This is a genomic window from Pseudomonas sp. 7-41, from assembly GCF_021233075.1.
GTDB lineage: Bacteria > Pseudomonadota > Gammaproteobacteria > Pseudomonadales > Pseudomonadaceae > Aquipseudomonas > Aquipseudomonas veronii.
The window spans coordinates 1,019,483-1,046,378 of record NZ_CP089551.1; the positions used below are offsets into that span (position 1 = coordinate 1,019,483).

Annotated in this window: 24 protein-coding genes and 2 pseudogenes; 12 read left to right on the forward strand and 14 right to left on the reverse strand. The window is 59.0% G+C overall.

The window, feature by feature from the left end; translation table 11 throughout:
* Window positions 1-92 precede the first annotated feature (92 nt).
* The 3 genes from LQ249_RS04395 to ssuD all read right to left on the reverse strand — a co-directional run bounded on the left by LQ249_RS04395 (window position 93) and on the right by ssuD (window position 3,331).
* Window positions 93-1,265 carry an acyl-CoA dehydrogenase family protein gene (locus tag LQ249_RS04395; RefSeq protein WP_232566213.1) on the reverse strand — a complete coding sequence of 391 codons (1,173 nt, stop codon included), beginning with the start codon at window positions 1,263-1,265 and terminating at the stop codon, window positions 93-95.
* 78 nt (window positions 1,266-1,343) lie between these two features.
* Window positions 1,344-2,189 (reverse strand): amidohydrolase family protein, encoded by an 846-nt coding sequence (locus LQ249_RS04400; protein WP_046384802.1) that lies wholly within the window; start codon window positions 2,187-2,189, stop codon window positions 1,344-1,346.
* The gene (ssuD, locus tag LQ249_RS04405; RefSeq protein ID WP_128191646.1) at window positions 2,186-3,331 is read right to left on the reverse strand and encodes an FMNH2-dependent alkanesulfonate monooxygenase; all 1,146 of its coding nucleotides are present in this window, start codon (window positions 3,329-3,331) and stop codon (window positions 2,186-2,188) included. The genes LQ249_RS04400 and ssuD overlap by 4 nt, the downstream gene beginning before the upstream one ends.
* Window positions 3,332-3,764: 433 nt before the next feature.
* Between ssuD and LQ249_RS04410 the strand changes: the two genes are divergently transcribed.
* The 6 genes from LQ249_RS04410 (at window position 3,765) to LQ249_RS04435 (ending at window position 10,722) form a co-directional block, all read left to right on the forward strand.
* On the forward strand, window positions 3,765-4,856 hold the full coding sequence (locus tag LQ249_RS04410; protein WP_232566214.1) for an AMP-binding protein: 1,092 nt from the start codon (window positions 3,765-3,767) through the stop codon (window positions 4,854-4,856).
* 8 nt (window positions 4,857-4,864) lie between these two features.
* The gene (locus LQ249_RS04415; protein WP_046384799.1) at window positions 4,865-5,665 is read left to right on the forward strand and encodes an ABC transporter ATP-binding protein; all 801 of its coding nucleotides are present in this window, start codon (window positions 4,865-4,867) and stop codon (window positions 5,663-5,665) included.
* A gap of 2 nt (window positions 5,666-5,667) precedes the next feature.
* A complete protein-coding gene (locus LQ249_RS04420) occupies window positions 5,668-6,549 on the forward strand; it encodes a branched-chain amino acid ABC transporter permease (protein ID WP_232566215.1) in 882 nt (293 codons plus the stop codon).
* A gap of 22 nt (window positions 6,550-6,571) precedes the next feature.
* Window positions 6,572-7,639, forward strand: a complete 1,068-nt coding sequence (locus LQ249_RS04425; RefSeq protein ID WP_232566216.1) for a branched-chain amino acid ABC transporter permease — start codon at window positions 6,572-6,574, stop codon at window positions 7,637-7,639.
* Between the two features lie 48 nt (window positions 7,640-7,687).
* Window positions 7,688-9,019: an ABC transporter substrate-binding protein gene (locus LQ249_RS04430; protein WP_079442781.1), complete on the forward strand. Its 1,332-nt coding sequence runs from the start codon at window positions 7,688-7,690 to the stop codon at window positions 9,017-9,019.
* Between the two features lie 350 nt (window positions 9,020-9,369).
* On the forward strand, window positions 9,370-10,722 hold the full coding sequence (locus LQ249_RS04435) for an OprD family porin (RefSeq protein WP_046384795.1): 1,353 nt from the start codon (window positions 9,370-9,372) through the stop codon (window positions 10,720-10,722).
* Window positions 10,723-10,826: 104 nt separating this feature from the next.
* Here the strand turns inward: LQ249_RS04435 and LQ249_RS31680 are convergent, their stop codons facing one another.
* From LQ249_RS31680 to LQ249_RS04450, 4 genes and pseudogenes are all read right to left on the reverse strand, one after another.
* Window positions 10,827-11,621 (reverse strand): methyl-accepting chemotaxis protein, encoded by a 795-nt coding sequence (locus LQ249_RS31680; RefSeq protein ID WP_372812168.1) that lies wholly within the window; start codon window positions 11,619-11,621, stop codon window positions 10,827-10,829.
* A 63-nt stretch (window positions 11,622-11,684) separates the two neighbouring features.
* Window positions 11,685-12,701, reverse strand: a pseudogene (locus LQ249_RS31685) (HAMP domain-containing protein); the annotation flags it as partial.
* A gap of 229 nt (window positions 12,702-12,930) precedes the next feature.
* A pseudogene (locus LQ249_RS04445) lies at window positions 12,931-13,781 on the reverse strand (hypothetical protein).
* Window positions 13,782-14,087: 306 nt separating this feature from the next.
* The gene (locus tag LQ249_RS04450) at window positions 14,088-14,606 is read right to left on the reverse strand and encodes a carboxymuconolactone decarboxylase family protein (RefSeq protein ID WP_057005654.1); all 519 of its coding nucleotides are present in this window, start codon (window positions 14,604-14,606) and stop codon (window positions 14,088-14,090) included.
* A gap of 129 nt (window positions 14,607-14,735) precedes the next feature.
* On the opposite strand from LQ249_RS04450, the gene LQ249_RS04455 reads away from it, so the two are divergent.
* A complete protein-coding gene (locus tag LQ249_RS04455; protein WP_046487441.1) occupies window positions 14,736-15,560 on the forward strand; it encodes an AraC family transcriptional regulator in 825 nt (274 codons plus the stop codon).
* A gap of 64 nt (window positions 15,561-15,624) precedes the next feature.
* Here the strand turns inward: LQ249_RS04455 and LQ249_RS04460 are convergent, their stop codons facing one another.
* Window positions 15,625-16,503 carry a LysR family transcriptional regulator gene (locus tag LQ249_RS04460; RefSeq protein WP_232566217.1) on the reverse strand — a complete coding sequence of 293 codons (879 nt, stop codon included), beginning with the start codon at window positions 16,501-16,503 and terminating at the stop codon, window positions 15,625-15,627.
* Window positions 16,504-16,612: 109 nt separating this feature from the next.
* Between LQ249_RS04460 and LQ249_RS04465 the strand changes: the two genes are divergently transcribed.
* Both LQ249_RS04465 and LQ249_RS04470 read left to right on the forward strand, forming a co-directional pair.
* A complete protein-coding gene (locus LQ249_RS04465) occupies window positions 16,613-17,614 on the forward strand; it encodes a zinc-dependent alcohol dehydrogenase family protein (protein ID WP_232566218.1) in 1,002 nt (333 codons plus the stop codon).
* 431 nt (window positions 17,615-18,045) lie between these two features.
* Complete coding sequence (locus LQ249_RS04470) at window positions 18,046-18,987, forward strand: DHH family phosphoesterase (RefSeq protein ID WP_232566219.1); 942 nt, start codon at window positions 18,046-18,048, stop codon at window positions 18,985-18,987.
* Window positions 18,988-19,137: 150 nt separating this feature from the next.
* Here LQ249_RS04470 and LQ249_RS04475 read toward each other — a convergent pair whose 3' ends face one another.
* From LQ249_RS04475 to LQ249_RS04485, 3 genes are all read right to left on the reverse strand, one after another.
* Window positions 19,138-19,626 carry a hypothetical protein gene (locus tag LQ249_RS04475; protein WP_017844471.1) on the reverse strand — a complete coding sequence of 163 codons (489 nt, stop codon included), beginning with the start codon at window positions 19,624-19,626 and terminating at the stop codon, window positions 19,138-19,140.
* A gap of 15 nt (window positions 19,627-19,641) precedes the next feature.
* Entirely contained in the window at window positions 19,642-20,058 is a 417-nt protein-coding gene (locus LQ249_RS04480; RefSeq protein WP_017844470.1) for a hypothetical protein, read from the reverse strand.
* Between the two features lie 478 nt (window positions 20,059-20,536).
* Window positions 20,537-20,779 carry a hypothetical protein gene (locus LQ249_RS04485; RefSeq protein ID WP_169865220.1) on the reverse strand — a complete coding sequence of 81 codons (243 nt, stop codon included), beginning with the start codon at window positions 20,777-20,779 and terminating at the stop codon, window positions 20,537-20,539.
* Window positions 20,780-20,993: 214 nt separating this feature from the next.
* Between LQ249_RS04485 and LQ249_RS04490 the strand changes: the two genes are divergently transcribed.
* On the forward strand, window positions 20,994-21,212 hold the full coding sequence (locus LQ249_RS04490) for a hypothetical protein (RefSeq protein WP_169865217.1): 219 nt from the start codon (window positions 20,994-20,996) through the stop codon (window positions 21,210-21,212).
* A 164-nt stretch (window positions 21,213-21,376) separates the two neighbouring features.
* Here the strand turns inward: LQ249_RS04490 and LQ249_RS04495 are convergent, their stop codons facing one another.
* The gene (locus LQ249_RS04495) at window positions 21,377-22,591 is read right to left on the reverse strand and encodes an aldose 1-epimerase family protein (RefSeq protein WP_057005660.1); all 1,215 of its coding nucleotides are present in this window, start codon (window positions 22,589-22,591) and stop codon (window positions 21,377-21,379) included.
* 717 nt (window positions 22,592-23,308) lie between these two features.
* Complete coding sequence (locus LQ249_RS04500) at window positions 23,309-23,965, reverse strand: glutathione S-transferase (protein WP_390898338.1); 657 nt, start codon at window positions 23,963-23,965, stop codon at window positions 23,309-23,311.
* Between the two features lie 184 nt (window positions 23,966-24,149).
* Here LQ249_RS04500 and LQ249_RS04505 point away from each other — a divergent pair, with 184 nt between their 5' ends.
* Window positions 24,150-24,722, forward strand: a complete 573-nt coding sequence (locus LQ249_RS04505) for a TetR/AcrR family transcriptional regulator (protein WP_057005665.1) — start codon at window positions 24,150-24,152, stop codon at window positions 24,720-24,722.
* A 146-nt stretch (window positions 24,723-24,868) separates the two neighbouring features.
* Here the strand turns inward: LQ249_RS04505 and LQ249_RS04510 are convergent, their stop codons facing one another.
* The gene (locus tag LQ249_RS04510; RefSeq protein WP_079442794.1) at window positions 24,869-25,768 is read right to left on the reverse strand and encodes a LysR family transcriptional regulator; all 900 of its coding nucleotides are present in this window, start codon (window positions 25,766-25,768) and stop codon (window positions 24,869-24,871) included.
* A 92-nt stretch (window positions 25,769-25,860) separates the two neighbouring features.
* Between LQ249_RS04510 and LQ249_RS04515 the strand changes: the two genes are divergently transcribed.
* Entirely contained in the window at window positions 25,861-26,871 is a 1,011-nt protein-coding gene (locus tag LQ249_RS04515) for an aldo/keto reductase (protein WP_332840623.1), read from the forward strand.
* Window positions 26,872-26,896: the final 25 nt, after the last annotated feature.

Sequence of the window (26,896 nt, forward strand, 5' to 3'; positions counted from 1 at the left end):
CTGGGTTTTGTCGGTTCCTGGGGCTGGCGGCCTATCACTGGAGCAACACTTTGTTGTTCTGGTGAACGGTGGCGAACACCCGGCGCGTGTGGTCAGGAATAAAAACTCGGTGTCGGCGGTTTTTGCTTCAACGCCCATTCGCCGAGTTCGCGGATGCGGTAGTCCACCGGGTCGTGCAGGGTCTGGGTCCGCAGGTTGCGCCAGTAGCGGTCGAAGCGCCGCGAGGCGTGGGTGGCGCGGGCGCCTGTCACCTCAAACAGCCTCGAACTGAGGTCCAGGCCCACTCGTGTGGCGTGGACCTTGGCGCTGCCGATGGCCAGGGCCAGGTTCGCCCGTTCCTCGGCGCGCAGTTGTTCGCCGCGGTTCCAGGCCTTGTCGAACAACGCATTGGCCCGTTCGGCCAGGGCGCGGACTGCCTCCAGGCCGGCCCAGAACTCGCCGTAGTGGGCCAGCACATAAGGGTCGTCGACCGCCCGCTCGACCTCGGACTTGAACCAGGCGCGTGCTTCGTGGGTGGTGTAGTGCTGCGCCTGCTCGAAGGCGCCTTCGGCAATGCCGAGGAACAGGTTGACGAAGGTCAGTTGCGCCAACAGCGGTCGCAGCCCGGAAAACACCGTGCTCAGCGGGCCCGGGTCCAGCAGCAGTTCATCTTCGGCGACCCGCACGCGTTCGAAACGGGCGCTGCCGCTGTCGGTCTGGCGTTGGCCCATGTTGTTCCAGTCGTTGAGCAGGGTAATGCCGGCGCGGTCGGTGGGGATCGCGGCGATCAGCAGTTTGCCTGTGCCACTGTCCTCCAGCGCCGAGGCGATCAGGCGGTCGGAGTCGCTGGCCCCGGAACAGAAGCTTTTCATTCCGGTGAACTCGCGCCCGCCGTCCACACGCATGGCCACGGTGCGGGTGTCCAGCGGGTTGAGCGCGTTGCCCCAGAACCAACGCTGGCGGACGGTCTGTTCCAGCCAGGGCTGCCACTGATCGGGCCGCGAGAACAGGCGCACGGTGGCGAGCATCAAGTGTTGGAAACCGAACACGTGGGCCATCGAACTGTCGACCTTGGCGAACTCGCGCACGATGTTCAGGGTGTCGCTCCAGCTGGCGCCGAGGCCGCCGAATTCACGGGGAATACTCAGGGTCAGCAGGCCGCTGTCACGCAGGGCATCACGCTCGCGTTTGGGTGTGCCGCCGCGTTCGTCGCGCTCGACAGCTGTACTCGCCCAGTCGGCCGCCAGACGGCGGGCGACCTGCACAGGATCGTTGGGGGTGGTCACAGGGGAACTCCTTGCAATGGAAAACAACGCCAGGTCGGCCTGGGTGGCGGTCGGTCCCGGCGTGTGGCGCGACGTGTTCTACAACCCGAACAGGCGGGCGGCGTTGCCATAGAGGACGTTGTCGAGCACCTCGGGTCGCAACCCCAGGCGCAGGACATCCTCGATGGATTGGCGAATCGGGCGGAACGGATAGGACGAGCCGAACAACAGCTGCTCTGCCAGAAAGCCGTTGGCCGCTTGCACGTAGGCTTCGCTGCCGGGCTGGAACAGGTACATGTCCGGCACCAGGTAGATGTTCGGGTAGCGAAAGGCCACGCCGAGCGCTTGCTGCACGTTGGGCCAGTAGCCGTGGTAGCAGACGATCGCCAACTGCGGGAATGCCCGGGCGACCTTGGCCAGGCGTTCGGGGTTGTTGAAGGCGGGGTCCGGGGTGGTTGGCCCGCTCATCAGAAACAGCGGAATACCGCGTGCCTGCAAATGCTCGTAGATCGGCCAGTACAACGGGTCATCCGCCTGCCTGGCCGGTTCGCCAAACCCCGGCTCCAGGTCGATGCCGGCCAGGCCCAGCCCGGAGATGGCGCGCTCGATTTCGCCCAGTGCGCCGTCGATACCCTGCAGCGCCGGGTCGATGCTGGCGATGCCGAGCAGCTCAGCGTGGTCGCGCACAATGCTGTGAATCAGGTCGTTGGGCAGATGCTGGCCGGGGGTGTGCCGACCGACCACCACCGCCCGGCTCAACCCGGCGTCGCGCACTTCATCGAGAAACCCCTGGGGTGTGCGCGAACGGGCGAAGTGCTCGTCGTCGCCACGCGTGCCCACCCGCCGGTTCAGCCAGCGGGCGGTGGCGGTCTCGGCGCTGCCTGGGGTGGCGCCGAAAAAATCATGCAGGTACGCCGGGCGGCAGCGCATATCAATCACGTTCATGCCGTGGCCTCTTCCTTGGCCGAGGTGTGGCCGGCGCGCACGTCGAACGCGCCGCCGGTGAGTACTTGGTCGCGGACCGTGACAGGCTGTTTGCCCAACAGCGGGAACACCAGTTCGGCAAAGCGGAAAGCCTCTTCCAGGTGCGGGTAGCCGGACAGTACAAAGCGGTCTACGCCGAGGTCGGCATATTCCTGCAGACGCTTGGCCACGGTCTCGGGGTCGCCCACCAGCGCCGTACCGGCGCCGCCGCGCACCAGGCCGACACCGGCCCACAGGTTGGGCGAGACCTCGAGTTTGTCGCGCTGTCCGCCATGCAAAGCGGCCATGCGGCGCTGACCTTCGGAGTCCATCTTGGCGTAGTTCTCTTGGGCGTCGGCGATCACATCGTCGTCGAGGTGGCTGATCAGCTCTTCGGCCGCCGCCCAGGCCTGCTCGTTGGTTTCACGCACGATCACATGCAGGCGCACGCCGAAATGCAGGGTGCGGCCATATTTTTTCGCGCGCTCGCGCACATCGGCGATCTTCGCGGCCACGGCCGCCGGCGGTTCGCCCCAGGTCAGGTAGGCGTCGACCTGTTGCGCCGCCAGCTCATGGGCGGCCGGGGACGACCCGCCAAAATACAGGGGCGGGTGCGGTTGCTGCACGGGTTTGAAGAAGTTCTGCGCGCCTTCGACGCGCACATGCTTACCGGTGAAATCCACCACCTCGCCACTGAGCAAGCGACGCCAAACGCTCAGGAATTCGCCGGCGGCTTCGTAGCGTTGGTCGTGGTCGAGGAAAATACCGTCGGCGGCCAACTCGGTGGCATCACCACCGGGCACCACGTTGAGTAACAGGCGGCCGTTGCTGGCCTGGTCCAGTGTGGCCGCTTGACGGGCCGACGCCGTGGGGTTGCCCAGCGAGGTGCGCAGCGCCACCAGCAACTTCAGGCGATGGGTGACCGGTACCAGGCTGGCGGCGGTAATCCATGGGTCCAGGCAACTGCTGCCGGTGGGAATCAACACCCCGTCATAGCCCAGGCTCTCGGCGGCGACCGCGATTTGCTGCATGTACTTATTGGTGGCCGGGCGGCCGCTGTCGGATCGCCCCAGGTAACGGGTGTCGCCGGAGGTGGGCAGAAACCAAAAAATATCAAGACTCATCAACATGCTCCTCGCTGCAAAAATAAGAAGCCCGCTGCCTTGGGTAAGGTAAGACGGCAGCAGGTTGTGCAACGCAGGGCCGGCACGGCTCTAGGGAGGCGCTTGTTGGAACAAGTCTGTGGCTGTGGCCGATGGTTCTGAAGGAGCAAGCATCGTACCAATCCATCAACTTATTGATTTGTAAGGCTATTGTTGTTTTTTGGCGAGACGCTGAGTGTCGCTGGAGGAGAGGAAGTGTTGAACCCCTGTTGCCTGGCAGACAGTTGTGCGCAAAGCGGGAAGTGTTCGCAGGGCAACAGGTGTTAAGCAGGCTGTGCCGAATCAATACATGATTGTGCTCGAGGTTTTTATATAACTAATTGATAAATAACGATTTAAACCTTGGCATGGAGACTGCAAAAGGGCCTGTATAGCACTCTGAAGGAGAGTCCCCATGGCCCAGACACTGCCTCTGGCGTTGTTACAGCAAGCCCAGGCCCGAGGTGCGGCGATTGCCCTGCGCTACAAGCGCCTGGGCATCTGGCATGCGCGCACTTGGAGCGAGTTGGCGCAGGAGGTCAGCCGCCTGGCGGCAGCCCTGCATCAGCGCGGGTTCAGTCGCCACGACGATTTACTGATCATCAGCCAGGCCCGTTCCGAAGCCTTGTTGCTGGCCCTAGCCGCGCAGTGGCTGGGCGGCAGCGTCACCCTGCTGGACCCCGAACGCGACAACCGCGCATTGCTGGCCCGGCTGCGCCCGAGCTTCGTGCTGGCCGAAACCCTGGAGGCGGTGCAACAGGTCGGTCATGCCGATCGTGCGCCCCCGGTATTGCTGTTCCTCGACGGGCGCGGTCTGAATGCCGGTGACGGGAAGGGGTTGAGCGCTTACGCCGATTTGTCCGCTAGCGTGGCGGCGGAACCGCCGGCCTGCGCCACTGACTCCGCAGCCGTTGCCTTCGTGTTCCATGCCGATACGCACGGGCCTTCCCTGCGGTTGAGCCATGCGCAATTGCTGGGGGGCGCACGCAAGCTGGTGGCGCGCGAGCAACTGAGCGGCGCTGAAGAAGCCTTGGCCGCCCGCGTGTTCGCCGCCAGCGGTCAGGCGCGTTACCTGCTGGCGCCCTGGCTCTGCGCCGGGTTCTGCCTGAATTTCCCGGAGGCCATGGCCACGCGCGATACCGATCGCCGTGAATTGGGGCCAACCCTGGTGCTGGGCACGCGTGAGTCCTATGCCCGTCTGGAGCTGTGGGCCCGAGAGCGCCTACCGTTGCCCGGCACGCTCGCGCATCGGGTGTACCGCTGGGCAATGACGCCGGATGCCCAGGGTTTGCGCCGCTGGCTCGGCTACTGGCTGGTCCGCAGACCCTTGCTCGATGTGTTGGGCATGAGCCGCCTGCGCGTGCCGTTGCTGGTCGGGCCCGCGCTGAGCCAAGAGAGCGCCGCTTTCTTTGCTGCTTTGGGCATCCATCCGGGCGCCTGGCAGGAACCTTCCGCCCGGCCGGAACGTGCCGAGGCCCACACCCACCTGATTTCTCACTCCGTCTGACGAGCCCCATGAGCGCAACCACTGAATCCGAATTACTGCGGCTCGATGACATCTCCCTGTCGTTCAAGGGCGTCAAGGCCATCACCTCCATCAGCTTCGCCGTGAAGGCCGGGGAAATCTGTGCATTGATCGGCCCCAACGGCGCGGGCAAAAGTTCGCTGCTCAACGTGATCAATGGCGTCTACCAGGCCCAGAGCGGCAGCATCACCTATGCCGGACAGGCCCGGCGGCGCATGCGCCCGCACCAGGCCGCCGAGCGCGGTATTGCGCGGACCTTTCAAAACATCGCGCTGTTCAAGGGCATGAGCGTGCTCGACAACGTGCTGACCGGCCGCAACCTCAAGCGCCGCAGTAGTTGGGTCGAGCAGATGCTGCGCCTGGGCCGTGCGCCTCGCGAGGACGACGAGCAGCGCCTTCACGCCGAACACATCATCGAGTTTCTGCGTATCCACCCCTGGCGCCATGTGCTGGTGGGCACGCTGCCTTACGGTTTGCAGAAACGCGTCGAGCTGGCCCGCGCCCTGGCTGCGCAGCCCCGGCTGCTGCTGCTGGATGAACCCATGGCCGGCATGAACGCTGAAGAGAAGGGCCAGATGAGCCAATTCATCCGCGACATCAACCGCGAGTTCGGCACCACCGTGGTGTTGATCGAGCACGACATCGGGGTGGTCATGGGCTTGTGCGACCACGTGGTGGTGCTCGATTACGGCCGCAAAATCGGCGATGGCACGCCCGAGCAAGTGCGCGCCAACCCCGATGTGATCGCTGCTTACCTGGGCACGCGGCGTTCCCGTGCGGAGAGCCACTGAACATGCAATTTTTCTTCGAAGTGCTGATTGGCGGGCTGCTGGCGGGCGTCATGTACTCCCTGGTGGCGATTGGTTTTGTCCTGATCTACAAGGCCTCCGGGGTGTTCAATTTCGCCCAGGGGGCGATGGTGCTGTTCGCCGCGCTGACCTTTGTCAGCCTGCTCGAACGCGGTTTCCCGTTCGTGTGGGCCTTTGTCATCACCCTGGTGAGCATGGTGGTCCTGGCGCTGCTGATCGAAAAAATGGTGCTGCGACCGTTGGTCAATCGCGCACCGATCATCCTGTTCATGGCCACGCTCGGGCTGTCCTACCTGATCGAAGGGTTTGCGCAGTTCCTGTGGGGCGCTCAGGTCCACGGCCTGGAGTTGGGCATCGCTGATGAGCCGCTGGAAATCCGCGGCATGCTGCTTTCGCAGTTCGACCTGTTCGCCGCCGGAACGGCCGCCACACTGGTGATCGCCCTGTCGCTGCTGTTCAACCGGACTCGCGTCGGTCTGTCGCTGCGCGCGGTTGCCGACGATCCGTTGGCGTCCCTGGCGATTGGCATCCGCCTGCCACGCATCTGGGCGCTGGTCTGGGCGGTGGCGGGTTTTGTCGGGCTGGTGGCCGGGTTGCTCTGGGGCGCTCGCCTCGGGGTGCAGTTCTCCTTGTCATTGGTGGTGCTCAAGGCCTTGCCGGTGTTGATCATCGGCGGTTTTTCCTCCATCGGCGGGGCGATTGTCGGCGGGCTGATCATCGGCGCGGCGGAAAAAATCGCGGAGATTTACCTCGGCCCGATCCTCGGCAGCGGCATCGAAAACTGGGTGCCTTATGTCCTCGCCTTGCTGTTTCTGTTGGTGCGGCCTGCCGGGTTGTTCGGCGAGCGGGCGATCGAACGGGTCTGATTTTCTTTCAAGGAATGCCTCCATGCTTTATCGAGAATCCGGTCAACTGAGCACCTCTTATGCGATGGAACGGCGCACGTTCCGCTTGCGCCAGGACCGCGTGGGCTTGTGGCTGCTGTTGGGGTTTGCCTTCATTGCGGTGCCCTGGCTGGGCAATGACTATTGGTTCAGCGCGATTCTGCTGCCGCTGCTGGTGCTGTCCCTGGCGGGGCTGGGGCTGAACCTGTTGACCGGTTATGCCGGGCAGTTGTCCCTCGGGTCGGCGGCGTTCATGGCGGTGGGTGCGTTCGCGGCCTACAACCTGCAATTGCGCGTGCCGGGTTTGCCGTTGCTGGTGAGTTTCGCGCTGGGCGGGGTAATAGCTGCGCTGGTGGCCGTGGCCTTCGGGCTGCCGAGCCTGCGGATCAAGGGTTTTTACCTGCTGGTGGCGACCCTGGCCGCGCAGTTTGTGGTGGAGTGGGTACTGACCCGGTTCAGTTGGTTTACCAACGACAACGCCTCCGGGGTCATCACCTCGCCACCGCTGCTGATCGCGGGGCTGGATTTCAGTTCGCCCCGTGGGCGTTATCTGTTGACCCTGACGGTGGTCGTGGTGCTGTTCTGGCTGGGCAAAAACCTGGTGCGCAGCGAGTTGGGCCGCAACTGGATGGCCGTGCGCGACATGGACACCGCAGCCTCTGTGATCGGCATCCGCCTGTTCAAGGCCAAGCTGCTGGCGTTTGCCATCAGTGGCTTCTACCTGGGGGTTGCCGGTTCGCTGTGGGCGTTTGCCTACCTGGGCACGGTGGAGCCCCACGGCTTCGATCTCAGCCGCTCGTTTCAAGTGCTCTTCATCATCATTATCGGCGGCCTGGGCAGTGTGCTCGGCAATGTCCTGGGCGCCGCTTTCATCGTGCTGTTCCCGATTCTGCTGGCCAACCTCTTCGGGCTGTTGCCCGGTGGGCTGATCGATTCCGGCCAGTTGGAAAACCTGCAGAAAATGCTCTTTGGCGCGTTGATCATCGCTTTTCTGATCAAGGAACCCGAGGGCCTGGCCCGACTGTGGCAACGCTTTCGCCAACGGGCGCGGATCTGGCCGCTGCGTTACTGATTGTTCTCATCCCTGACCCCCATCCTTCGTTCACGAGGAACTGCCTTCATGACTCACCGCACACCGCTGCGCCGCCTGCTATTGGGCCTGGCCTTGATCACCGCCGGGCTCAGTGCCGGCGCTCACGCCGACAACGAACAGTACTTCCCCTTGCAGAGCTATCGGGTCGGCCCCTACGCCGCCGGTGGCACCGGCTTCTTCGGCGGGTTTATCGACTACCTGCAATACATCAACGCAAAGGGTGGGGTGAACGGCGTCAAGCTGACCTGGAGCGAGTGCGAAACCGAGTACGTGGTGGAGAAGGGCGTCGAATGTTACGAGCGCCTCAAAGGCGGCCTCAACGGCGCGCCAGCCGCCGCGACCAACCCGCTGTCGGTGGGCATCGCCTACGCGACGCTGGACCGTTCGACGGCCGACAAATTGCCGCTGATCACCATCAACCACGGCCGCACCGATTCCACCGACGGTAGCGTGTTCCCTTACGTGTTCCCGCTGCAGCTCAACCCGTATTCGGAAGTCTCGGCAATCATCAACTACATCGGCACGCGCGAAGGTGGGGCGGACAAACTCAAAGGCAAGAAAATCGCCGTGCTGTACCACGGCTCGCCGTATGGCAAGGAAACCAATGGCGTCTTGGAAACCCTGGCGAAAAACGCCGGTTTCGAACTGACCCTGCTGGAAGTGCCGCACCCCGGCAACGAGCAGCAATCGCAGTGGCTCAATATCCGTCGCCTCAAGCCGGACTGGGTGATCCTGCGCGGTTGGGGGGTGATGAATCCGGTGGCGCTGAAGTCGGCGCAAAAGGTCGGTTACCCGGTGGATCACATCATCGGCAACATCTGGAGCAACTCGGAAGAGGACGTGGTGCCGGCAGGCGCGGCCGCCAAGGGCTTCATTTCCATCACCACGCACCCTTCCGGGACGGATTTCCCGGTGCTGCAGGGCATCAAGCAAAGCGTGGTGGACGCCGGCAAGGGCAACCTGGCCGATCCGAAGCGTTTCGGTACGGTGTACTACAACCTCGGTGTGGTGAACGGCATTCTCAACGTCGAAGCCGTGCGCCTTGCACAGGCCAAATACGGCGCCAAGCCGTTGACCGGCGAGCAGGTGCGTTGGGGCTTCGAACACCTGAACCTCGACGATGCGCGGTTGCAGGCATTGGGCGCCAAGGGCCTGGTGCAACCGTTGAAGTTGTCGTGCGCCGATCATGAAGGCGGCGGCGCGGTGCGCTTTCAGCAATGGGACGGCCAGCGCTGGAACCTGATCAGCGACTGGGTCCAGGCCGACCGTGCGTTGCTGCGGCCGATCATCGAGGCTTCCGCGGCCCAGTACGCCAAGGAAAAAGGCATCAGCCCGCGCAATTGCAGCCAGGAGCAATAAGGTCCGTTAAGCCAGAGTCTGCAAGCCAACCCTCCCTTGTCGAGGGGCGAGCGGGTCGTTGTTTTCTACGAACAGTCGATCCCCGCCTTGCGCGGCGTAACACAAAGGAAAGGCCACAAGCCTTTCCTTTTTTTTTGTATAGGCGACAGCACAAGTTCAACTTGTGCCAAGTGTTTGCAGTGCAACAGCGGACGCGCAAAGTGCGGATTAATACATGCGATAAATAGTGGATAACTTTATTTAACTAGTTGAAATATAAGTATTTATTTTATTGGCATGATTTTCGGAATGTTAAGGCAGGATCAGCATTTTTTGCCGCCCTCCCTCCTTAACAGTTTGAAGAGAACAACATGCGTAAAGTAGCTGCTTTGTCTGCGTTTTTTGCCGTTACCGCGCCCGGTTACTCATGGGCCGCCAGTGATAAAAATGAAAATGGATTTATTGAAGATAGCCATTTGAACATTCTCAACCGGGACTTCTATTTCAGTCAGGATTTCCGTAATGGCAGCAGTGCAACCAACCCTCACACGGGGGCGCGCCAGAGCCGCCGGGCGGAATGGGCCCATTCGGTCATCGGGCGCTTCGAATCCGGCTTTACCCAGGGCCCCGTGGGGTTCGGGGTCGATGCTTACGGGCAGTTCGGGGTCAAGCTCGACGGCGGTGATGGCGTGGTGGGCAACGGTGTCGGCGGGCCGGGGTTGATTCCGCGCAAAGGCGATAACAACGGCGAGCCCAAGGATGAGTGGGGCAAGGCCGGTGGCGCGGTCAAGGTGCGGGCGTTCGATACGGTGGTCAAATACGGCGATGTGTCCCCGACCAGCCCGGTACTCCATGCCGGTGATATCCGCCTGTTGCCGCAAACCCTGACCGGTCTGATCTTCGACAACACCTCCATCGCCGGCTTGAAGATCGAGGGCGGCAAACTGACGGCGTCCAGCGATCGCAGTGGCGTCAACCATAGCGGTGACCTGGGCACGGTCTACGGTGGTCGCTTGACCGGGGCGGATAATGTGCAGTACATCGGTGCGGATTATCGCTTCAACGACAACTGGAGTTTCAAACTGCACACCAGCCGCCTGGATAACGTCTGGAACCAGTCCTTCGCCCGGGTCGACTTCAAGCAACGGCTGACCCCCACCATCACTTGGGATACGGGGCTCAATTACTATCGCACCCGCGACAGTGGCGACGCCCTGCTGGGTAAGATCGATAACGACAGCTGGAGCACGCACCTGGGGCTGAATGTCGGATTCAACCGTTTTCTGCTGGCCTACGAGCAAGTGCGCGGTGACTCGCCGTTCGACTATGTGTGGAACACCTACGACCTGGAACTCGACAACGCTTCCCAATGGTCGGACTTCAACAACCCCAACGAACGCTCCTGGCAGGCCAGTTATACCTATGACTTCGCCGGGTTAGGGCTGCCGGGGCTGAGCCTCACGGGCCGTTACCTGCGCGGTGACAACATTGATGGCACGCGGGCGACGGGCGGCTACACGGCGTTCAACAGCGTCAGTGACGGCAAGCACTGGGAGCGTGATTTCTGGGCGAGCTACATCGTTCAGAGCGGCCCGGCAAAGGACCTGAAGCTCCAAGTACTGCAAGCGACGCACCGGGTGGGAGGCGATTTCGGTAACTACGACGCCAACGTTGACGAGCTGCGGGTCATCGTCGAATACCCGCTGGATTTGCGCATGCTGTAACCGCGCCATCGGTGGCATGGCAGCAACAAAAAGCCCGCGCGAGGCGGGCTTCTTGGGGATTCATAGGCGGCCGTGGACGTCTATGGATCGGTGCCTGGAACCGGTCAGATACGGAAACTGCCCACCAGATGCTTCAAGCGTGCCGCCTGCTGTTCCAGGTCGGCGCAGGCGCGCAGGGTCGATTGCAGGTTTTCCACGCCTTCCTGATTGAGCGTGTTGATCTCGGTGATGTCCATGTTGATCGACTCCACCACCGAGGTCTGCTCCTCGGTGGCGGTGGCGACCGACTGGTTCATCCCATCGATCTCGCCGATGCGCTGGGTCACGCTGCTCAAGCGTTCGCCGACCTGGTTGGCGATCTCTACGCTGTCGAGGCTGTGGCGCTGGCTTTCGCCCATGGTGCTGACCGAATCCCGGGCGCCGACTTGCAGCTCCTCGATCATCGTTTGCACCTGTTGCGCCGACTCCTGGGTGCGGTGCGCCAGGTTGCGCACTTCATCGGCCACCACGGCAAACCCACGCCCGGCGTCACCCGCCCGGGCGGCTTCGATGGCCGCGTTGAGCGCCAGCAGGTTGGTTTGCTGGGAGATGCTGGTGATCACTTCGAGGATCTGCCCGATATTCACCGTTTTGCTGTTCAGCAACTCGATATTCGTACTCGATGCGCTGAGCATTTCCGACAGCTGATTCATTGCACCGATGTTGCGCTCCACCACTTGCTGACCCTGCTCGGCCATCCCGCGCGCGTCGCTGGCTTGGTGCGAGGCCTCAGCCGCATTACGGGCTATTTCCTGAGCCGCGGCCCCCAGTTCGTTGATGGCGGCGGCCACACTGTTGGTTCGGCTAGCCTGTTCGTCGGAGTTGAGCATGGAGGAGTTGGAGGCGCTGACCACGCGCATTGCCACTTCGTTGACGTGCTCAGTCGCCGACGAGACCTCTCGGATCGAGGTGTGAATACGTTCGACAAAACGGTTGAACGCATTGCCCAGCATGCCGAACTCGTCATGCGTGTGGATGACCAGGCGTTTGGTGAGGTCACCTTCGCCTTGGGCAATGTCCTCCATTGCGCGGGTCATCGCGTGCAGCGGTTGGAGCAATACGCGGATCAGCAGACTCAGCAGGACGATGATGATGACCACCGCAACGATGGTGGCAATCACCGCCGAATAGCGGAACTTGCTCAGCGTCGCGTAAGCCTTGTCTTTATCGATAGACAGGCCGATGTACCAGTTGGCCGAAGGGAGACCTTTGATCGGTGCGAAGGTCAGCAAGCGGGCTTGCCCGTTGAACTGGACCTCGGTCAGCTCGCCGGAAAGTTTCGGTGTGTGTGTAGGGTACAAATCCGAAAGCGACTTCATCACCAGCGCTTTGTCCGGATGGACCAGGATCTTGCCCTGATCGTTGACCAGGAAGGCATAGCCCATGCCGCCAAAGTTCAACGAGTTGATGATTTCCACCAGGCCATCCAGCGCCAGATCGCCGCCGACCACACCGATGTTGCTGGAAACCTTGCTGATGACACCAATGACCATCTTGTTGGTGGCCATATCGATATAAGGCTCAGTCAGCATGGCGCCGCTGGCGTTCATACCGTCCTTGTACCAAGCCCGGGAGCGCGGGTCATAGCCATCGGGCATCTTGGTGTTCGGACGAATACTGAAGCTGCCGTCGACCTTGCCTAGGTAGTCGGTGAGAAAACTTGAGGTCAGGACGCTTTCATCCATCAGCGTCTCGGCGTTGGCAGGCTCCCTGGCAATGTTCTGCGCCAGGTTCGTCACCAGATTGATCCGCCCCTCCAGCAGGTTGCGAATATTGGTGGAGGTCGACTCACCCATTTCAGCCAAATAGTTTTCCAGGCTGGTGCGGGTGGCATTGCGCTGTAGATAGTCGTTGTACAGCGTGAACAGGGTGAAGGCGAGCATCACTATCAGCGACACGGCCAAAAGAATTTTATGACTGAAACGAAGGCTTTTATTCATGGCGTATTGAGTTCGCTAGGTCTTTTGCGGGGACTGTGGAAGCGTATCGGCTGGAGCCGAGCAAACCTTGAGATGCGAAGAGCCTGATTACTGCGACGGAGGAAGGTAAAGGGGGCAAGGAGCGACCGCCAGAAACGACAAAGCCCGCAGGAGGCGGGCTTCTTGAGGGGCGTCATAGACTGCTGCACAGCGGCGGGGGATTTCCGCTCATTCGGTCTTTAATCGATGCTCAGGGTCTTTCCAGCGGCTCAGGTATGAAGCCTTGCTCCCTGAGGGACTTGATTACACCTCGAATGAGATAGTTGTTGGAAAAACCGATCGTGTACTGCCTCGCGCCTGCGTTCAGCGGTAGAAGCATCCCTTGGTCCACCAGCTTTTTGATCAGGTAAGTCCGTTGATTGCTCGACTGCTGTGGGAGTACGGCTGCTACATCTGCCGATTTTACGACCTTCAGTTTTATTGCGGCCAACAGCACCGCTTCCTCTACCTCCGTGATCCATTTTCGTTCCCGTGCGAAGGCCACGGCAGGCACGAGTATGCATTTGGTCAGGTATGCGTAGTCTGTGAGGCGATCGACTTTCTCCAGCTCCTCACGAACCCCTTCCAGCACGTAGGTACACCACGCCTCCAGTCCGTCCTTTGTTCCTTTGTCGGCGGTGGCAAGCATTGCGTAATAGCGCTCACGATCGTTGCAGAATACGGCCGTAGGATTCAGGACACGGCCGCCGGCGTTGACGTTGAAACCATACTTGATCAGGAGTGCGTAGGTTAGCAGCCTGACCACGCGGCCATTGCCTTTTCAATATTGGCCACCTCGCGCAACGGGTCCGTGTCCTGGGCCTTACCTTCGACCTTGCTGTCTATATAGTCCGCCAACGTCGTGTGGTTGCCTTCTATGCGGGCAGAACCGAGGCTTTCCAGTGCATGGAAAAGCGATTTGAGTTGGTAGAACACCTGCGGCGGCGTATCACCTTCAAGCCTTAGGCGACGCAGATGCTCCAGTTCGCTCAGTACATCGACAAGGTCCGAGTCAAAGGACGGATTGAGAAGCTCAAGGTCGTGATGGATAAATGTAGGCATATGGAAAGATATCTCAAGCCGGCCGAAAGGTTATCTTGAAAAAAATCAGGGAAGCTACCGTAATTAAGGGTGTTTGCTTAGAGTGCGCTAAACATTATCTTGAATTCAGGCTTAAGCTAACTCAAAAATGAGCAATGATTAAGTGAGAAATCTCGATGGTTAGCGGAGGGCATGGCGAGGATGTGCTTTCGGCAGGTCTGACTGATGGGGCCTTTGAGCGTCATGAATCGCCGCCAGGCCTTCAAGGTCAGCAGCAAGGGCTGACCTTGGTATTGCAGGTGCTGGAAACTGCTACGGAAATAGCCGTTAGTTTGACGATGGCGGGAAGTCGATATCGGTAGCGGCGATGTTGTTCAAATAGTTGGTCAGGGTTAACAGCGTGATCTGTGCCACCACCTCCACGATCTTGCTATCGGTAAGACCGGCGTTGTGCGCTGCGGTGATCTGGGCATCACTCAATTGTCCGCGGCTTTCGGTGATTTGATGCGCCAGAGCCGCGACCGCGCTGAGTGTGCCCATGCGTGCTTTGCCAACGGCCTCATCGCTCAAGCCAGCCTTGGCACCAAAGAATGCATGTGCGGCCACGCAGTAGTCGCAACCGTTGACCTCTGACGCAGCGAGGGCAACGACCTCACGCTCAACGGCACTCAGTGAGGTTTTACCCAAGGCCTGAGCGAGGCTCTGGTAACCACTCAATGCGGCCGGGGAGTGAGCCAGGGTTTTAAATACGTTGGGAATAAACCCAAGACCTTTTTGGATACCTTCAAGAGCAGCGCGCGAGCCAGCAGGGGCTTGGTCCAGCGAGAGAGCCGCGATACGAGTCATGGTAATTCTCCAGTAGATTGATTAGCCGGCTTGTCGATCAAGCCTGGTGTCAATATTAGGGAGGCAGACTTTCCTTTCGGATTCAGATCGTCGAACTTATGCAACAGATCGTCTAAATTTGAGCGAGCTATGGACCGATTATCGACACTGCTTAAACACTTCAATCTGCATGCGTCCACGTTTCACCAGGGTGGTTTTTGCGGAACAACCAACCTCTATGGGCAGGGCAGTTTCGGACACGCACATTTACTGCGTTCGGGACGCCTGGCCCTAAGGGACAAGCGCGGCCAGCTCATTGAGTTGACGGAGCCCAGCCTGATTCTGGCGGTGCGCCCGCAGGAGCATCAGTTGCTGGCGATCGAAGCAGATGAAGCGGAGTTGGTCTGTGCAACCTTGCAATTTGATGGCGGGGCGAATAATCCCCTGACTCTGGCTTTACCGGACTTCATCATCAAGCCACTTCGTGAACTGCAGGGGCTGAGTGGCACCCTCGACTGGCTATTTGAAGAAGCCTTCGGCGACGAGTGTGGCCGTGATGTCATCCTCAATCGTCTGTTCGAGCTGATGGTGATTCAACTGCTTCGCCACCTCATCGCCAGTCGTAGCATTGCGTCAGGGATGATGGCCGGATTGGCTAATGCTCAGCTGTCCCGCGCGCTCGTAGGCATCCACAACGAACCACAGCGCAATTGGTCCGTGGCGCAATTGGCGGATCGTTCAGGTATGTCACGCGCCAGCTTTGCTGCGCACTTTCGCGAGACGGTGGGTAGTACCCCGGCAGATTATCTGGCGAACTGGCGAATCAGCTTGACGCAGAAACGCCTGCGTGAAGGGCGCCCCATCGCGTTGATTGCCGATGAGGTTGGCTATGAAAGTCCGTCTGCGTTAGCCCGTACTTTTCGGCGCAAAGTTGGTGCAAGCCCGAAGGAATGGCTCCAGCACACTAAGGGATGATGTCTAACCGATTGGTGGCGCAATCGCAGGAATGATCATGGTCCTGGGCTCAGTGTGGAGACCCTCACAGGTGTGCCCGGAGAAAATCGATGAACGCCATCGTCCGCGCTGAATGTCGCCGCTCACGACTGAACACGGCGCTTACAGGCAGCGCGGTGTTCTGATAATCGTTGAGCACACTACGAACGTTGCCTTGTTCGACGTCAGCTGCGAACAGCCATTCTGGAGAAAGAGAAATGCCCAGGCCGCAGAGGACCATTTCACGGATGGCATCGCTGCTGTTGCTGGTGACGTTGCCTTTGATAGCCACATCGAACTCTCCTGCACCGTGCTTGAAGTGCCAGGTGTCATAGTGCTCCAGCAACGTGAAACCGATGCAGTTGTGGCCTGTCAGGTCATCGGGCTCGCGTGGCAGACCGTGTAGATCCAGATAGGCGGGCGCGGCATAAACCCGCCGCGTGCTGGTACCCAGAGACATTGCCACCAATCCCTCGCTCTTGACCGCCCCGATCCGGATCGCAAGGTCGATGTTTTCCTTGAGCAGGTCTTCATTGTAATCGCTCAGCCGCAGGTCAATCCGGACCTCGGGATAGCGCTGCAGAAAAGTCCCTACCAGCGGCGCTATGCACAACCTCCCGTAACTGACCGGTGCCGTTACTCTCAGGGGACCTGCGATCTGCTCCTGGCCGCAGGCAAAGCTAAGCGTGGCGGTTTCGAGGTGGCCGAGAATTTCTTGGCAGTGGCTGTAGAAGCGTTGGCCCTGGTCGGTCAGGGCCAGGTGCCGGGTGCTGCGGGCGAACAATGGCCCGCCCAGATACTGCTCCAGTGCGCGGACTTGCTTGCTCACTGCCGGCTGCCCCATGTTCAGCTCTCGAGCTACCGCAGAAAACGACCCGCGCTCCACGACGCGTACAAAGATGTGCATGTTGTCGAACAGGTCCATCGGCAATTAGGCCTCTTTGTGGAATAAGTCATATGCAAATTCAGTTTCTTATCGGAACAATGAAAGCGCGGCAACCTGTAAGCGTCCATTCAATCATAGGGTTTGCGTCATGAATCACACCATGCTTGCCGCTATCGCCGAATCTGCCCAGGTCCCTCTGACCGTCCGCCACATCGCTCGCCCTGTTCCAGGTAAAGGGCAGGTCCTGATCAGGGTTCACGCCGCGGGGGTCAATCCTCTCGATACCAAGATCGCGATCGGCGCAGGCGCCCACGCCCGTCAGGCGCTGCCGGCAGTACTCGGCCTGGACCTAGCCGGAACGGTCATCGGACTGGGCGAGGCGGTTGAAGGCTTCACCCCTGGCCAGGAAGTCTTCGGTATGGCCGGCGGGATCGGCGGCGCCCAGGGCACTATGGCCGAGTACATTGCCGTGGATGCACGTCTGATCGCGTTAAAGCCGCACAGACTCGACATGCGTGAGGCGGCCGCATTGCCTTTGGTATTCATTACTGCGTGGGAAGGCTTGGTGGATCGCGCCAATGTCCGTGCGGGTCAACGTGTGCTGATTCATGGCGGCGCAGGCGGGGTCGGCCAAGTGGCTGTGCAACTGGCAAAGGCTCGCGGTGCCGAAGTCTATGCCACCGGTTCGGCGGCGAGTCTCGACTTCATTCGCTCACTGGGTGCAACGGCTATTGACTACCGTGCGCAGCGCGTAGATGACTATGTCGAGCAGCATACGGCGGGGGAAGGTTTCGACATCGTCTACGACACGGTGGGAGGCAGCACCCTGGATGCGGCGTTCAAGGCAGTGAAGCCTTATACCGGGCACGTACTGAGCTGCCTGGGTTGGGGGCAGCACAGCCTCGCGCCGCTGTCGTTTAAAAGCGCAACCTACTCGGGCGTATTTACTCTGACGCCGTTGCTCACAGGCAAGGGGCGCGAAAACCACGGGGCTATCCTGCGCGAGGCCGCCGCGCTGGCAAATGCCGGGCAACTGACGATCCGGATAGATCAGCAGCCATTTGGACTGAATGAAGTCAACGAAGCGTTTCGCCAGGTCGCGGAAGGTCGCGGCAAGGGCAAGACGGTAATCGATTTGGTGAGCGAATAGTCCCCAACGACTTCAACGGTGTGCAGCCCTCCGTGAATGGTTCATACCGCATTACGCACTCACATTCGCCGGTCTTCAAAATGCCTTTATTTTGTCATGTTCTTGCAATGAACCCATGCGAGTTTGGTCGCCGGAAAATAGGACGCAACCGAGTGTTTCAGTGCGCTAATACACTGTTTTAAATATGGAAAATTGATTTTAATGTCGATGTTTTGTCAGCGCATGGATAAGTCTGAGAGTGGTGGGGGCGGGTGCAAAATCCCATCCAGTGTATTGACGAAGATTTTGTCGCAAACAGCCGCGGCCACGCTGCGCATTTCCATCGACGAAGAACCGTGTCAATTGGCGTATGAGCGGATTCTGGAGAGGATCGCCCAAGCGCTGAAGCGGCCTTCGACTGTCTCGACAACTCACGCTGTGGCTCACGTGTCATGAAGGTGGTGACCTCAGGCTCGGCCTACCTGGACATCGACGCGTATGCCTGTTGCATTGCGTACGCCGAGCTGTTGAATCTCCAGGGCATTGATGCTCGGGCCGTCAGTAGCGCCCCGCTCAATGCCAGCATCTCCAAGACCGTGCTCGGATGGCAATCCTCTCTGGACGATTATCTGCCGAGGGCGGGTGATGAGTTCGTGTTGGTGGATGTCTCCGACTACCAACATTTCGACCCGGCGGTGGTGCTTGAACAGGTGGTGGAGGTCATTGACCATCACCCAGGCTTTGAAAACTATTGGGCGCAGAAGCTCGGATCTGCGGCGGACATCCTGCCGATCGGCGCAGCGGCGACTCTGATTTTTCAGCGTTGGGAGTCGGCAGAGCTGTTGCCGCTGATCAGCAAAAAAAGTGCGGTGTTGCTGGCCACGGCGATTCTGGACAACACCCTGAATTTCACCGGGCAGTTGACCACCCAATCGGATATTCGGGCTTATGAAGTCCTCGCACAGCGGGCGAAACTGGAAGCGGACTGGCCTGAGCGGTATTTCGCCGAGTGCCAAGCCACTATCGAGTCAGACCTGATTGGCGCATTGGCGGTGGATATGAAGCGGCTGAAAGCCGATAGCAACCTGCCGCAGGTTTTTGCGCAGATGGCGGTGTGGGATGCCAGTGCGCTGATCCGAACGCATCGTTCAACGATCGGTCACTGGTTGGCGGCGCAGGGGGGCGACTGGCTGTTGAACGTCATCAGCATCCGCGAGTGCAGAAGCTACTTTCTGGCTGAGCCCTTGGTCAGTCAACAAAAGTTGAGCCAATTGCTGTCGATCGAATGGCATGCCGGAATGGCTGTGCTTGAGCGCGCGCAGCTACGTAAGGAACTGTTGAAGTTGGGGTTGGAGCGCATCTCGGTTATGAGTAAACCCCCTCTGGTTTTGTAGCCCCGTCGAAGGGCTGTTTCTGGCTGTTTTCTGCCTGTCGTAACTGATTGAATCCACCGCCAAAAGACGTCATTCAAAGGTGTCTGGGAACTAGGGGCTATTAGGGGAAGGGGACGGAAGGAGCCACGCTCCTTCCGCGGGTTCAGCTAATCAGTTCGTACCAATGTAGGGGTCCCATTGGATGAAACGTGTCGATGGCCGAAGCCCTCCAGAGGTCACCTTGACCTGGATCTGGTAGGTGGTCTGAGACGATGCGTTGCGAGCCAGGCCCACCCAATAGTTACCCGCGGCACCGACTTGCATCGGGTAGCCATCGCTGCCGAACACACTGCCCTGGGAAATTTGGAAGCCGGTGATGGACACCGTGTCGCCAGCGTTCGGATCGATCGGAACCACCTCGAAGCCGAGGTAGTCCCCGATGTTGCAGTGGGTGCGCAGTTCCAGCGTTCCTTCGCCGCTGCTGTCATTGCTCAGACGATTGTCGAACATGTACACACCGGTGGAAATGTTCCCGCCACCAGTGCCGAGTACATATGCGGTATCGATGGCAATGGTGATTGCGGTTTGCGGATTGGCGATGCCGGCAAGCACCTGCGAATCAGCCGTCCACACCTGGGCAGTACTTTTTTGGCCACTCATTGTCGTGCTCCTTCCTTAGGCAGAGACAGTCACGCTGGGGTTGAGCTTCACGGTGATACCGGAGCCGCCCGCCACCTGTACGTTGAGGGATACCGGGTAGGACGCAGTACCTGCGTTCTGCACGGTGCCGGTGTACGCGCTCGCGTTATCCGAAGCGGTTTGCGGCTGGCCACTAAAGCCCCAGGCGCTCGAGTTACCGAAGGCGGCAATGGAGACCTGCGAGGTCGACTTGGGATTGATCAGGAACACTTGCCAGCAGACATTGCTGCCTTTGGACGCAGCAGTATTCAGGTTGGCGGTGCCTTCGTGGGTGGTGCCAGCAGAGATACGGTTATCGACCAGATAGACCCCAGCGGTGGAGCCATTGGTCACTGCATTGTCGTCGACCCAGATTTGCACCTGGACGTCACAACTGGTGGTAGGAATTGCCATGAGAGAACTCCTTGTAAGGTTTCGACGCAAGCGTCGGGCGTGCCCTATGTCGACCCCACACGCTTACCTGCAGGCGTGGTGCCGAACCACCTTGAGCCTTGTGGTCGCGAGGACCTTGGCAAAGCATCTCGGTCAGGCGAGTGGGAGGATAGACAAAGCAAATAAAGGCAACTTGCCATTACGCTATTAGCAGTAGAGCCATTCGAAATAACTGCCGCGACAGCAGCCTCAAATCGCCTTGGGACGGCTTGGCGAAACCGCGGAATACAAGGTTCTCGAGATTGCAGGCATGGCAACCTCAATGCCGAAACGGCTGGCGATGACCTTGCGCCCGCTCCTCGGCGGGTCAGTGCATGGCTGTCTAGGTTCTGGGTCAGTCACTGGCGATTGATGGCTAACTTCTGTCGGTCGCGACGGTAGAAATCGACCCAAAGCGGACGTCGAGGGCGAGCATTCTGAGAATGCTCGCTAAGACGATTTACGCGGCAAAAGTAAGTACTCTTGCCTCTTGAGTATCCGCTATGAACGCATTGACTTGCTCTTGCGGATGCGGGGAAAGTTCTGGGTATTCATCTGCAAGGTATTCGATGACCGTATCTTCTTCCCAAGGGCCGAGCGAAGCCATGTAGTCAGAGTACTGATTTTGAATTTCTCTCCATGATTGGTAAGGATGCTTGGAGAGCAACATGACTGTTCGGGTGTAGATAATATGAATCTGCACTAATCTATTTCCGTATGTTGACGTCTGGGACACCACCAGGCGAGTTTAAATCCTTTTCAAGATTGCCTTCCTGTTTGCAGCTTCTGCCTGAAGAAAAGTGGTGGGCTGGACGTCCGCTCCTGGCTGAAAGGCGCCTGTCCGTGTGAAAGGGTCGAGCTTGAAGGATTGACAGACCGTTTGTACGCTTAAGTCCCTTTAATGTGGCTGCCTGAAGATGGAAAGCAATTTGTCGTTGCAGATCGAACGCGCCGCCTATGAGGAGTTCATCCGGCTGTGGGCCATAGGGAGCTTCGAGCATCAGCGATTGGGCCAAGCGTTCTATAACCATTTCAACCTGCACAAACTCACCGATCAAGCTTCATTGCGCGGCCTCTACGAGGCCGACGGTGAGAAAGCTTCGGGCCTGATCTTAAAGCTCTTCCATCTTCACTAAGCGTCAGCTCTCGGCCAACCGCAGACAGTGACCGAATCGTTGCGAGCAGCCCATCGCCGCTCAAGGTCGCGCGCTGGCTGGTGGACCTTGAACAAGCCGACGGGCTCAGACGCGAACACATGGCCGAGGGGCTGCAATATCGGCCGACAATGCTCCAGCCCGTGTCACCCCTTGGTAAGATCAACCAACGGCGTCTGCCGCACCTCAGTCTCCCGCCCATCCTGAATCTCGCTAACCTGCTTCAAGGCTCTATCCACCGCCGCCTTATCCGCCAACAAGCTATAGCTGATGCGGAACTGCTTGTGTTCCTTGGGCCCAATTGTCGGTACCAGATTCAGTGGCCGCTGATAACGGCGGTTGTAGGAAAAACTTGTCCCCGGCTCCAGCCCCGTGACATAGCCCTGGCCTTGGGTGTCGGTGTTTTTCCACAGGGAAAACACGGGCAGTGTCTGAGTATTGAAGCCGACCGAAACGCCCAGGCTGCCGGCCTTGTTGTGCAACACGGTCAACGTATCGCCCTTGGCATCGGCATACGGCACCACGTTGTACACCGTTTCGTCGTAGTCTCTGGTCGGTGCGCGGTAGGTTTGCCAGTCGGGGAGATCGTCCTTGGCCTTGTCGTTGAACGGCGACACCTGTTTCACCGGCGCGGCGAAACGAGCGCCCTGCTCCAGGAACGGGGTGCTGAAATTGCTGTGATACAGCGCCTGGTATTCCTTCGGATAGTCGCCGTTGTTGGTCAGGGTGTCGTTGAGGGCGAACACGACGCTGCCGGGTTCGGTGACCAGTTCGGTCGCGACCGAGAAATCGACCTTCTTGAACGCCTGCTCTTTCAGCTCGCCGCGCAGGGTGATGGCGTACGGTGGTTTTTCATCGATATGCAGCGTGACTTTATTCGCAGGAATGTTGGCGGCCCGACCGTGCAGGGTCAGCAGTTCGCCGTTGTCGACGCCGGGGTGGCCGACCCATTCGTATCCGCAGCGGGTGACCAGCTCATTGAAACCTTCCAACCAGCCCAGACCACCGCGGCCATTGAGTTCGATGAAAGACGGATTGACCACTTCCTTGACCGGCGAATCCCAGCCCATGCGTACATTGCCAACCGAGGCCTGCAAGACGTTCATTCCGCGAGTCGGCACTACCGAGAGTTTCATCGTGCCGTTATCGATGTCGACGATGCTGACGCCCTCCTGCCGACCGCCGTGCAAGGTGCGCAAGGTAACGCTGAAGGGTTTGTCGGTTTTTATTCCGAGTTGCTGACTGGTGATCTGCCAGCTCTGGGCGGCTTTGTCAGTGTCGAGCAGAACGTAATCCCAGGCCATGGCGTGGGAGGCAGCGGACAGTGCGCTGATGGCAACAAAAAGTTTGAGCGGGGTCATGGCGGCAGCCTTTCTTGGAGTTGTGCCATTTTTATAAACGTGATGAAACGTTTCAGCAAGCTAAAAGATCGACACGGTAATGTCGCTGATAGCCCATTTCTGCCTTCTGTGACCGGCTAAAATCGACCCTAAGTTGCTCTTCGCGAAAGGCAGCGATCGGCCAGGAGCGGTCATTCAGAAATCGTCAGAATGCGGCTAAGAATCTGAAAATTCAGCTCGATAATCACTGTGCGTCAGTGCCAGTCCCTAAAACAGTGCATGCATTGACGCGCACGCCAAGTCCTCAACTGCCCTCCGCAAAATGAGCAGCGGGCAATTTTTTGCTCGCACAGAGGCCTCATCCGATGGCGGAAATATTCCCAGACGACATCCGGATCAGTATTTTCTCGGCGGACTATCTCATCTACTACTGCCTGATCACCCTTCTCGTGGAAAACCCCGATGATCGCTAGCGTTTCAATTGATGGACAGTAAGCAGTAATTGATTCGCCGCATCTATTACAAACGCGTTGACCATAGTCAGTAGTCATAAATTCGTTTCAGTGCCTTGAACTGGAGATGACCTTTTTACTAGACGCTGGGTGCAGTGACAACGTCCACTAAGGGTCGATAGCTGCCAGTCACCCAACCATTCAAAATGGTAGCCAAAGCGGCTTATCAGTTGCTGCTGAACTGCATCCGCCATCCGGGTCAGGGATGGCAGGTGCGCGCCCCCCCTCAACTTTGCGGCGCGCCATGCTCAACCATCGCTCGCCATTCCTGCACGCTCGGTCTTTCTTGCATCCTGGCATGCCATTCCCGCAACGCTTCACATTCATCAGGCACGTGGAGTTTGACCAGCGAGGCGAAAATCATGCCTCCCAGAACCGCAATGTCGGCCATCGAAAACGTCTCACCGGCAATGAAAGACTGATGTTTGAGAAGGCTATCGAAATAGTGCATGCCCCTGACCGCTTTGTCGCGCATGCGACCGCCCCATTCGGCGTTTTGAGAAAGCTCGACCTGCGGCCCAAGGCCCGGGGTAGCGTGATGGAAGTACACGCTGACCGCATCGAGAAACTCGATTTCAGCACGCTTGGTCATCATGTGGATGAGGCCTTTCTCTACAGGCGTTTGCCCGGTAAGGATGGGGCTACCATCCAGCACGTCCAGGTACTGAGTAATGGCCGTGCATTCGGCAATGAGCGTACCGTCCTTCAACTCCAACACGGGGAGCGTTCCGGAGTAATTGATGGCCAGAAACTCAGGTTTCTTGTGTTCGCCTTTCCATAGGTTGACCGATACAAATTCGATTCGGGAAAGCATGCCTTTTTCTGCCAATGCGATGCGCACACGAGCGGGGTAGGGGCCATCGAACCAGTCGTGGATTTTCATCAAAGGGAGCATGGATACGTCTAACTGCGGTTCTGAAGAGTTCATGGTATTCACCTATCTACCTGTCAGTTGGTAGGTAAAGATTGGGCGCTTGTTTTTGCGCCGTCAACCCCTACCTTCCAGTTGGCAGGTATTCGAGGCAGCGAGTAGAATTCACCTCATTGGATGACCTGAGGACACAAACGTGAGCGAAAACGCGCGGGAAGCCATCTTGGCGGCTGCGAAAACGGCGGTGCAGAGGCATGGATACAACGGCATAAATTTTCGAAGTATCGGTGCAGCGGTGGGGATCAAAAACGCGAGCATCTATTACCACTTCTCGAGCAAGGCCGACCTTGGCGTCGCAGTTGCTGCACGCTACTGGCAAGACACCGCCAGCGTTTTGCAAGCGATTCGTGAGTCGAACCCAGATCCGATTCGTTGCCTGGAAATCTACCCGTCGATCTTTCGAACATCGCTGGAAGACGGCAACAGGCTTTGTCTGTCCAGCTTCATGGCAGCGGAATACGAAGACTTGCCCGAGGAGGTCAGGCGCGAGGTCAAGGCGTTTGCAGACATCAATGTGACGTGGTTGACACAGGTGCTGGCTGACGCAGGAATGGGCAGCGCAGAAAGTTGTGAACGACGTGCCCGCGCCATTTACACCTCCGTTGCCGGCGCTCAATTGATTGCCCGGACTCGGCTCGATATTGGCCTATTCGACGATCTTATCCTCAGCTACCGGGAAGCGGGGCTGATTCCGGCATCGCAGGCCTGACGCGTCGTGGCCACTTTCGACCCATAACTGCCGCTGGCGACAGATAGAAATCAGCCAGAAGCTGCCTCTCTATAACAAATGATCAGAACACCCTGTTCACAACCCCATGCTTCCAGACGGCGCCCACATGAACTGCCTTCGGTTTTTCATGGGTGCTGCGTTTCACGCACAAATTCGATCAGCGCCTGTAGCGCTGGCGGTACGTGACGCCGGCTGGAGTAATAGATAAAAAACCTGCTTGGCAGGGCTTTCCAATCTTCAAGAATTTCCTCCAATTGCCCCTGAGCCATGTAGTCCCTGGCCATCTCCTCATACACATACGCGATCCCGGCACCGTCCTTCGCGGCTTGGATCATCAAGGTGTCATCTTCCAGTATCAACGGTCCTGCCACAGCCAGGCGCATGGGCTGGCCCTCGGCACGATATTCCCACTTGTACAGTTTGCCGCTTGGGAAGCGTCTGCCAATGCAGGCGTGTTCAAGCAGCCTTTGTGGCGTGTCCGGTGTCCCGTGCCTCCTGAGGTAACCGGGGGCAGCAACGGTGACAAATCCCTGCGGTGAGCCCACCGGGACGGCGATCATGTCACCGGCAAGGCTTTCGCCGAAGCGCACGCCTGCATCGAAGCCTTTGTCGATGATGTCGCTCAATCCATCGTCAGCCACCAGCTCCACGTTGACACGTGGGTAGGCGGCAGTGAATGGCGCCAGCAGTGGCGCAATGACGAGGTGGGCTGCGGGTCGCGATACGTTCAATCGCAGCGTACCGGTGGGAACTTCTTGTTTGAAGGTCAGTTCATGCAGCCCTTTGGCGATCTCCGCCAACGCTGGAACCAGCGTAGCGAGCAGTTGATTGCCTGCTTCGGTGGGCGTCACGCTGCGAGTGGTACGGTTGAGCAGCCTGACCCCCAACCTGCCTTCCAAGGCACGCATGGCGTGACTCAGGGCCGATGCAGACACCCCTCGCTCGTCGGCCGCTTTGCGAAAGCTGTGATGGCGAGCCACTGCGGCGAAGGCGTCGAGTTCGGAAAGATCGCATGGGGTTTTCATGAATAGGGTTCAGTAGTTCAAACACGATTGGCTATCTTATCGTCGGTAACCTCCCCATGGATACTTTGCGCATCAATCGATGTGAGGTGTTTATGCAAAAGAATCGACTGGGTACGTCCGAGTTGTTGATTTCGCCAATTGGCATGGGCACTTGGGCCATTGCGGGGCAAGGGTGGGAGTTCAGCTGGGGGGCACAAGATGACCGAGATAGCCTGGCGGCATTGGAGTACGCGGTCGAGCGCGGCGTCAACTGGATCGACACAGCGGGGGTCTATGGACTCGGCCATGCCGAACGGTTGACGGGGCAATTGCTGCGTCAGGTGCCGGCTTCGCGTCGTCCATTGGTATTCACCAAAGGCAGTCTGGTGTGGGATCCCGAGACCCGTGAGATTTCTCATTCGCTCGCCCCCCAGTCACTGATGAAAGAGATCGAGGACAGCCTGCGTCGCTTGCAGGTCGATGTCATCGACCTCTATCAGATTCACTGGCCAGCGTTCCCGGCAGATGGGACCAGCGAAGGCATCGAGGAGGCTTTGGCGACTCTGGCCCAAGCCAAGGCGCAGGGCAAGATAAGGGCAATTGGCGTGTCAAACTTCGATGTTCCCCAGCTTGAGCGAGCCCGCTCGGTCACCGATATCGCCTCCCTTCAACCGCCGTATTCAGCTTTGATGCGTGATATCGAGGACCATATTCTGCCTTATTGCGCAACGGCGCAGGTCGGCGTGATTGCCTACTCGACTTTACAATCTGGCCTACTGACGGGAAGCATGACCCGCGAGCGGATTGCACAGCTGCCCGACGACGACTGGCGAAAATCGCGCAGCGCCGACTTCCAGGAACCTCGCCTCAGCAAGAATCTCGCTTTGGTAGAAGTGATGGCAAACATTGGTGCCAGGCATGGGGTCAGTGCGGCGGCCATCGCCATCGCTTGGGTGCTGCGTGATTCGGCAGTCTCCGGCGCGATAGTAGGCGCACGCCGGCCTGAACAGGTGAATGGATTGATCAATGCCATCAGCGTTCGTCTTGGCCAGGCTGAAATAGAAGAAATAAGCCACTATTTACCTGAAGGTATGGGTACGAACGTACCCAGCAGTGTGGCCTAAGCAAGCTGATGTCTGCCGGTTGATG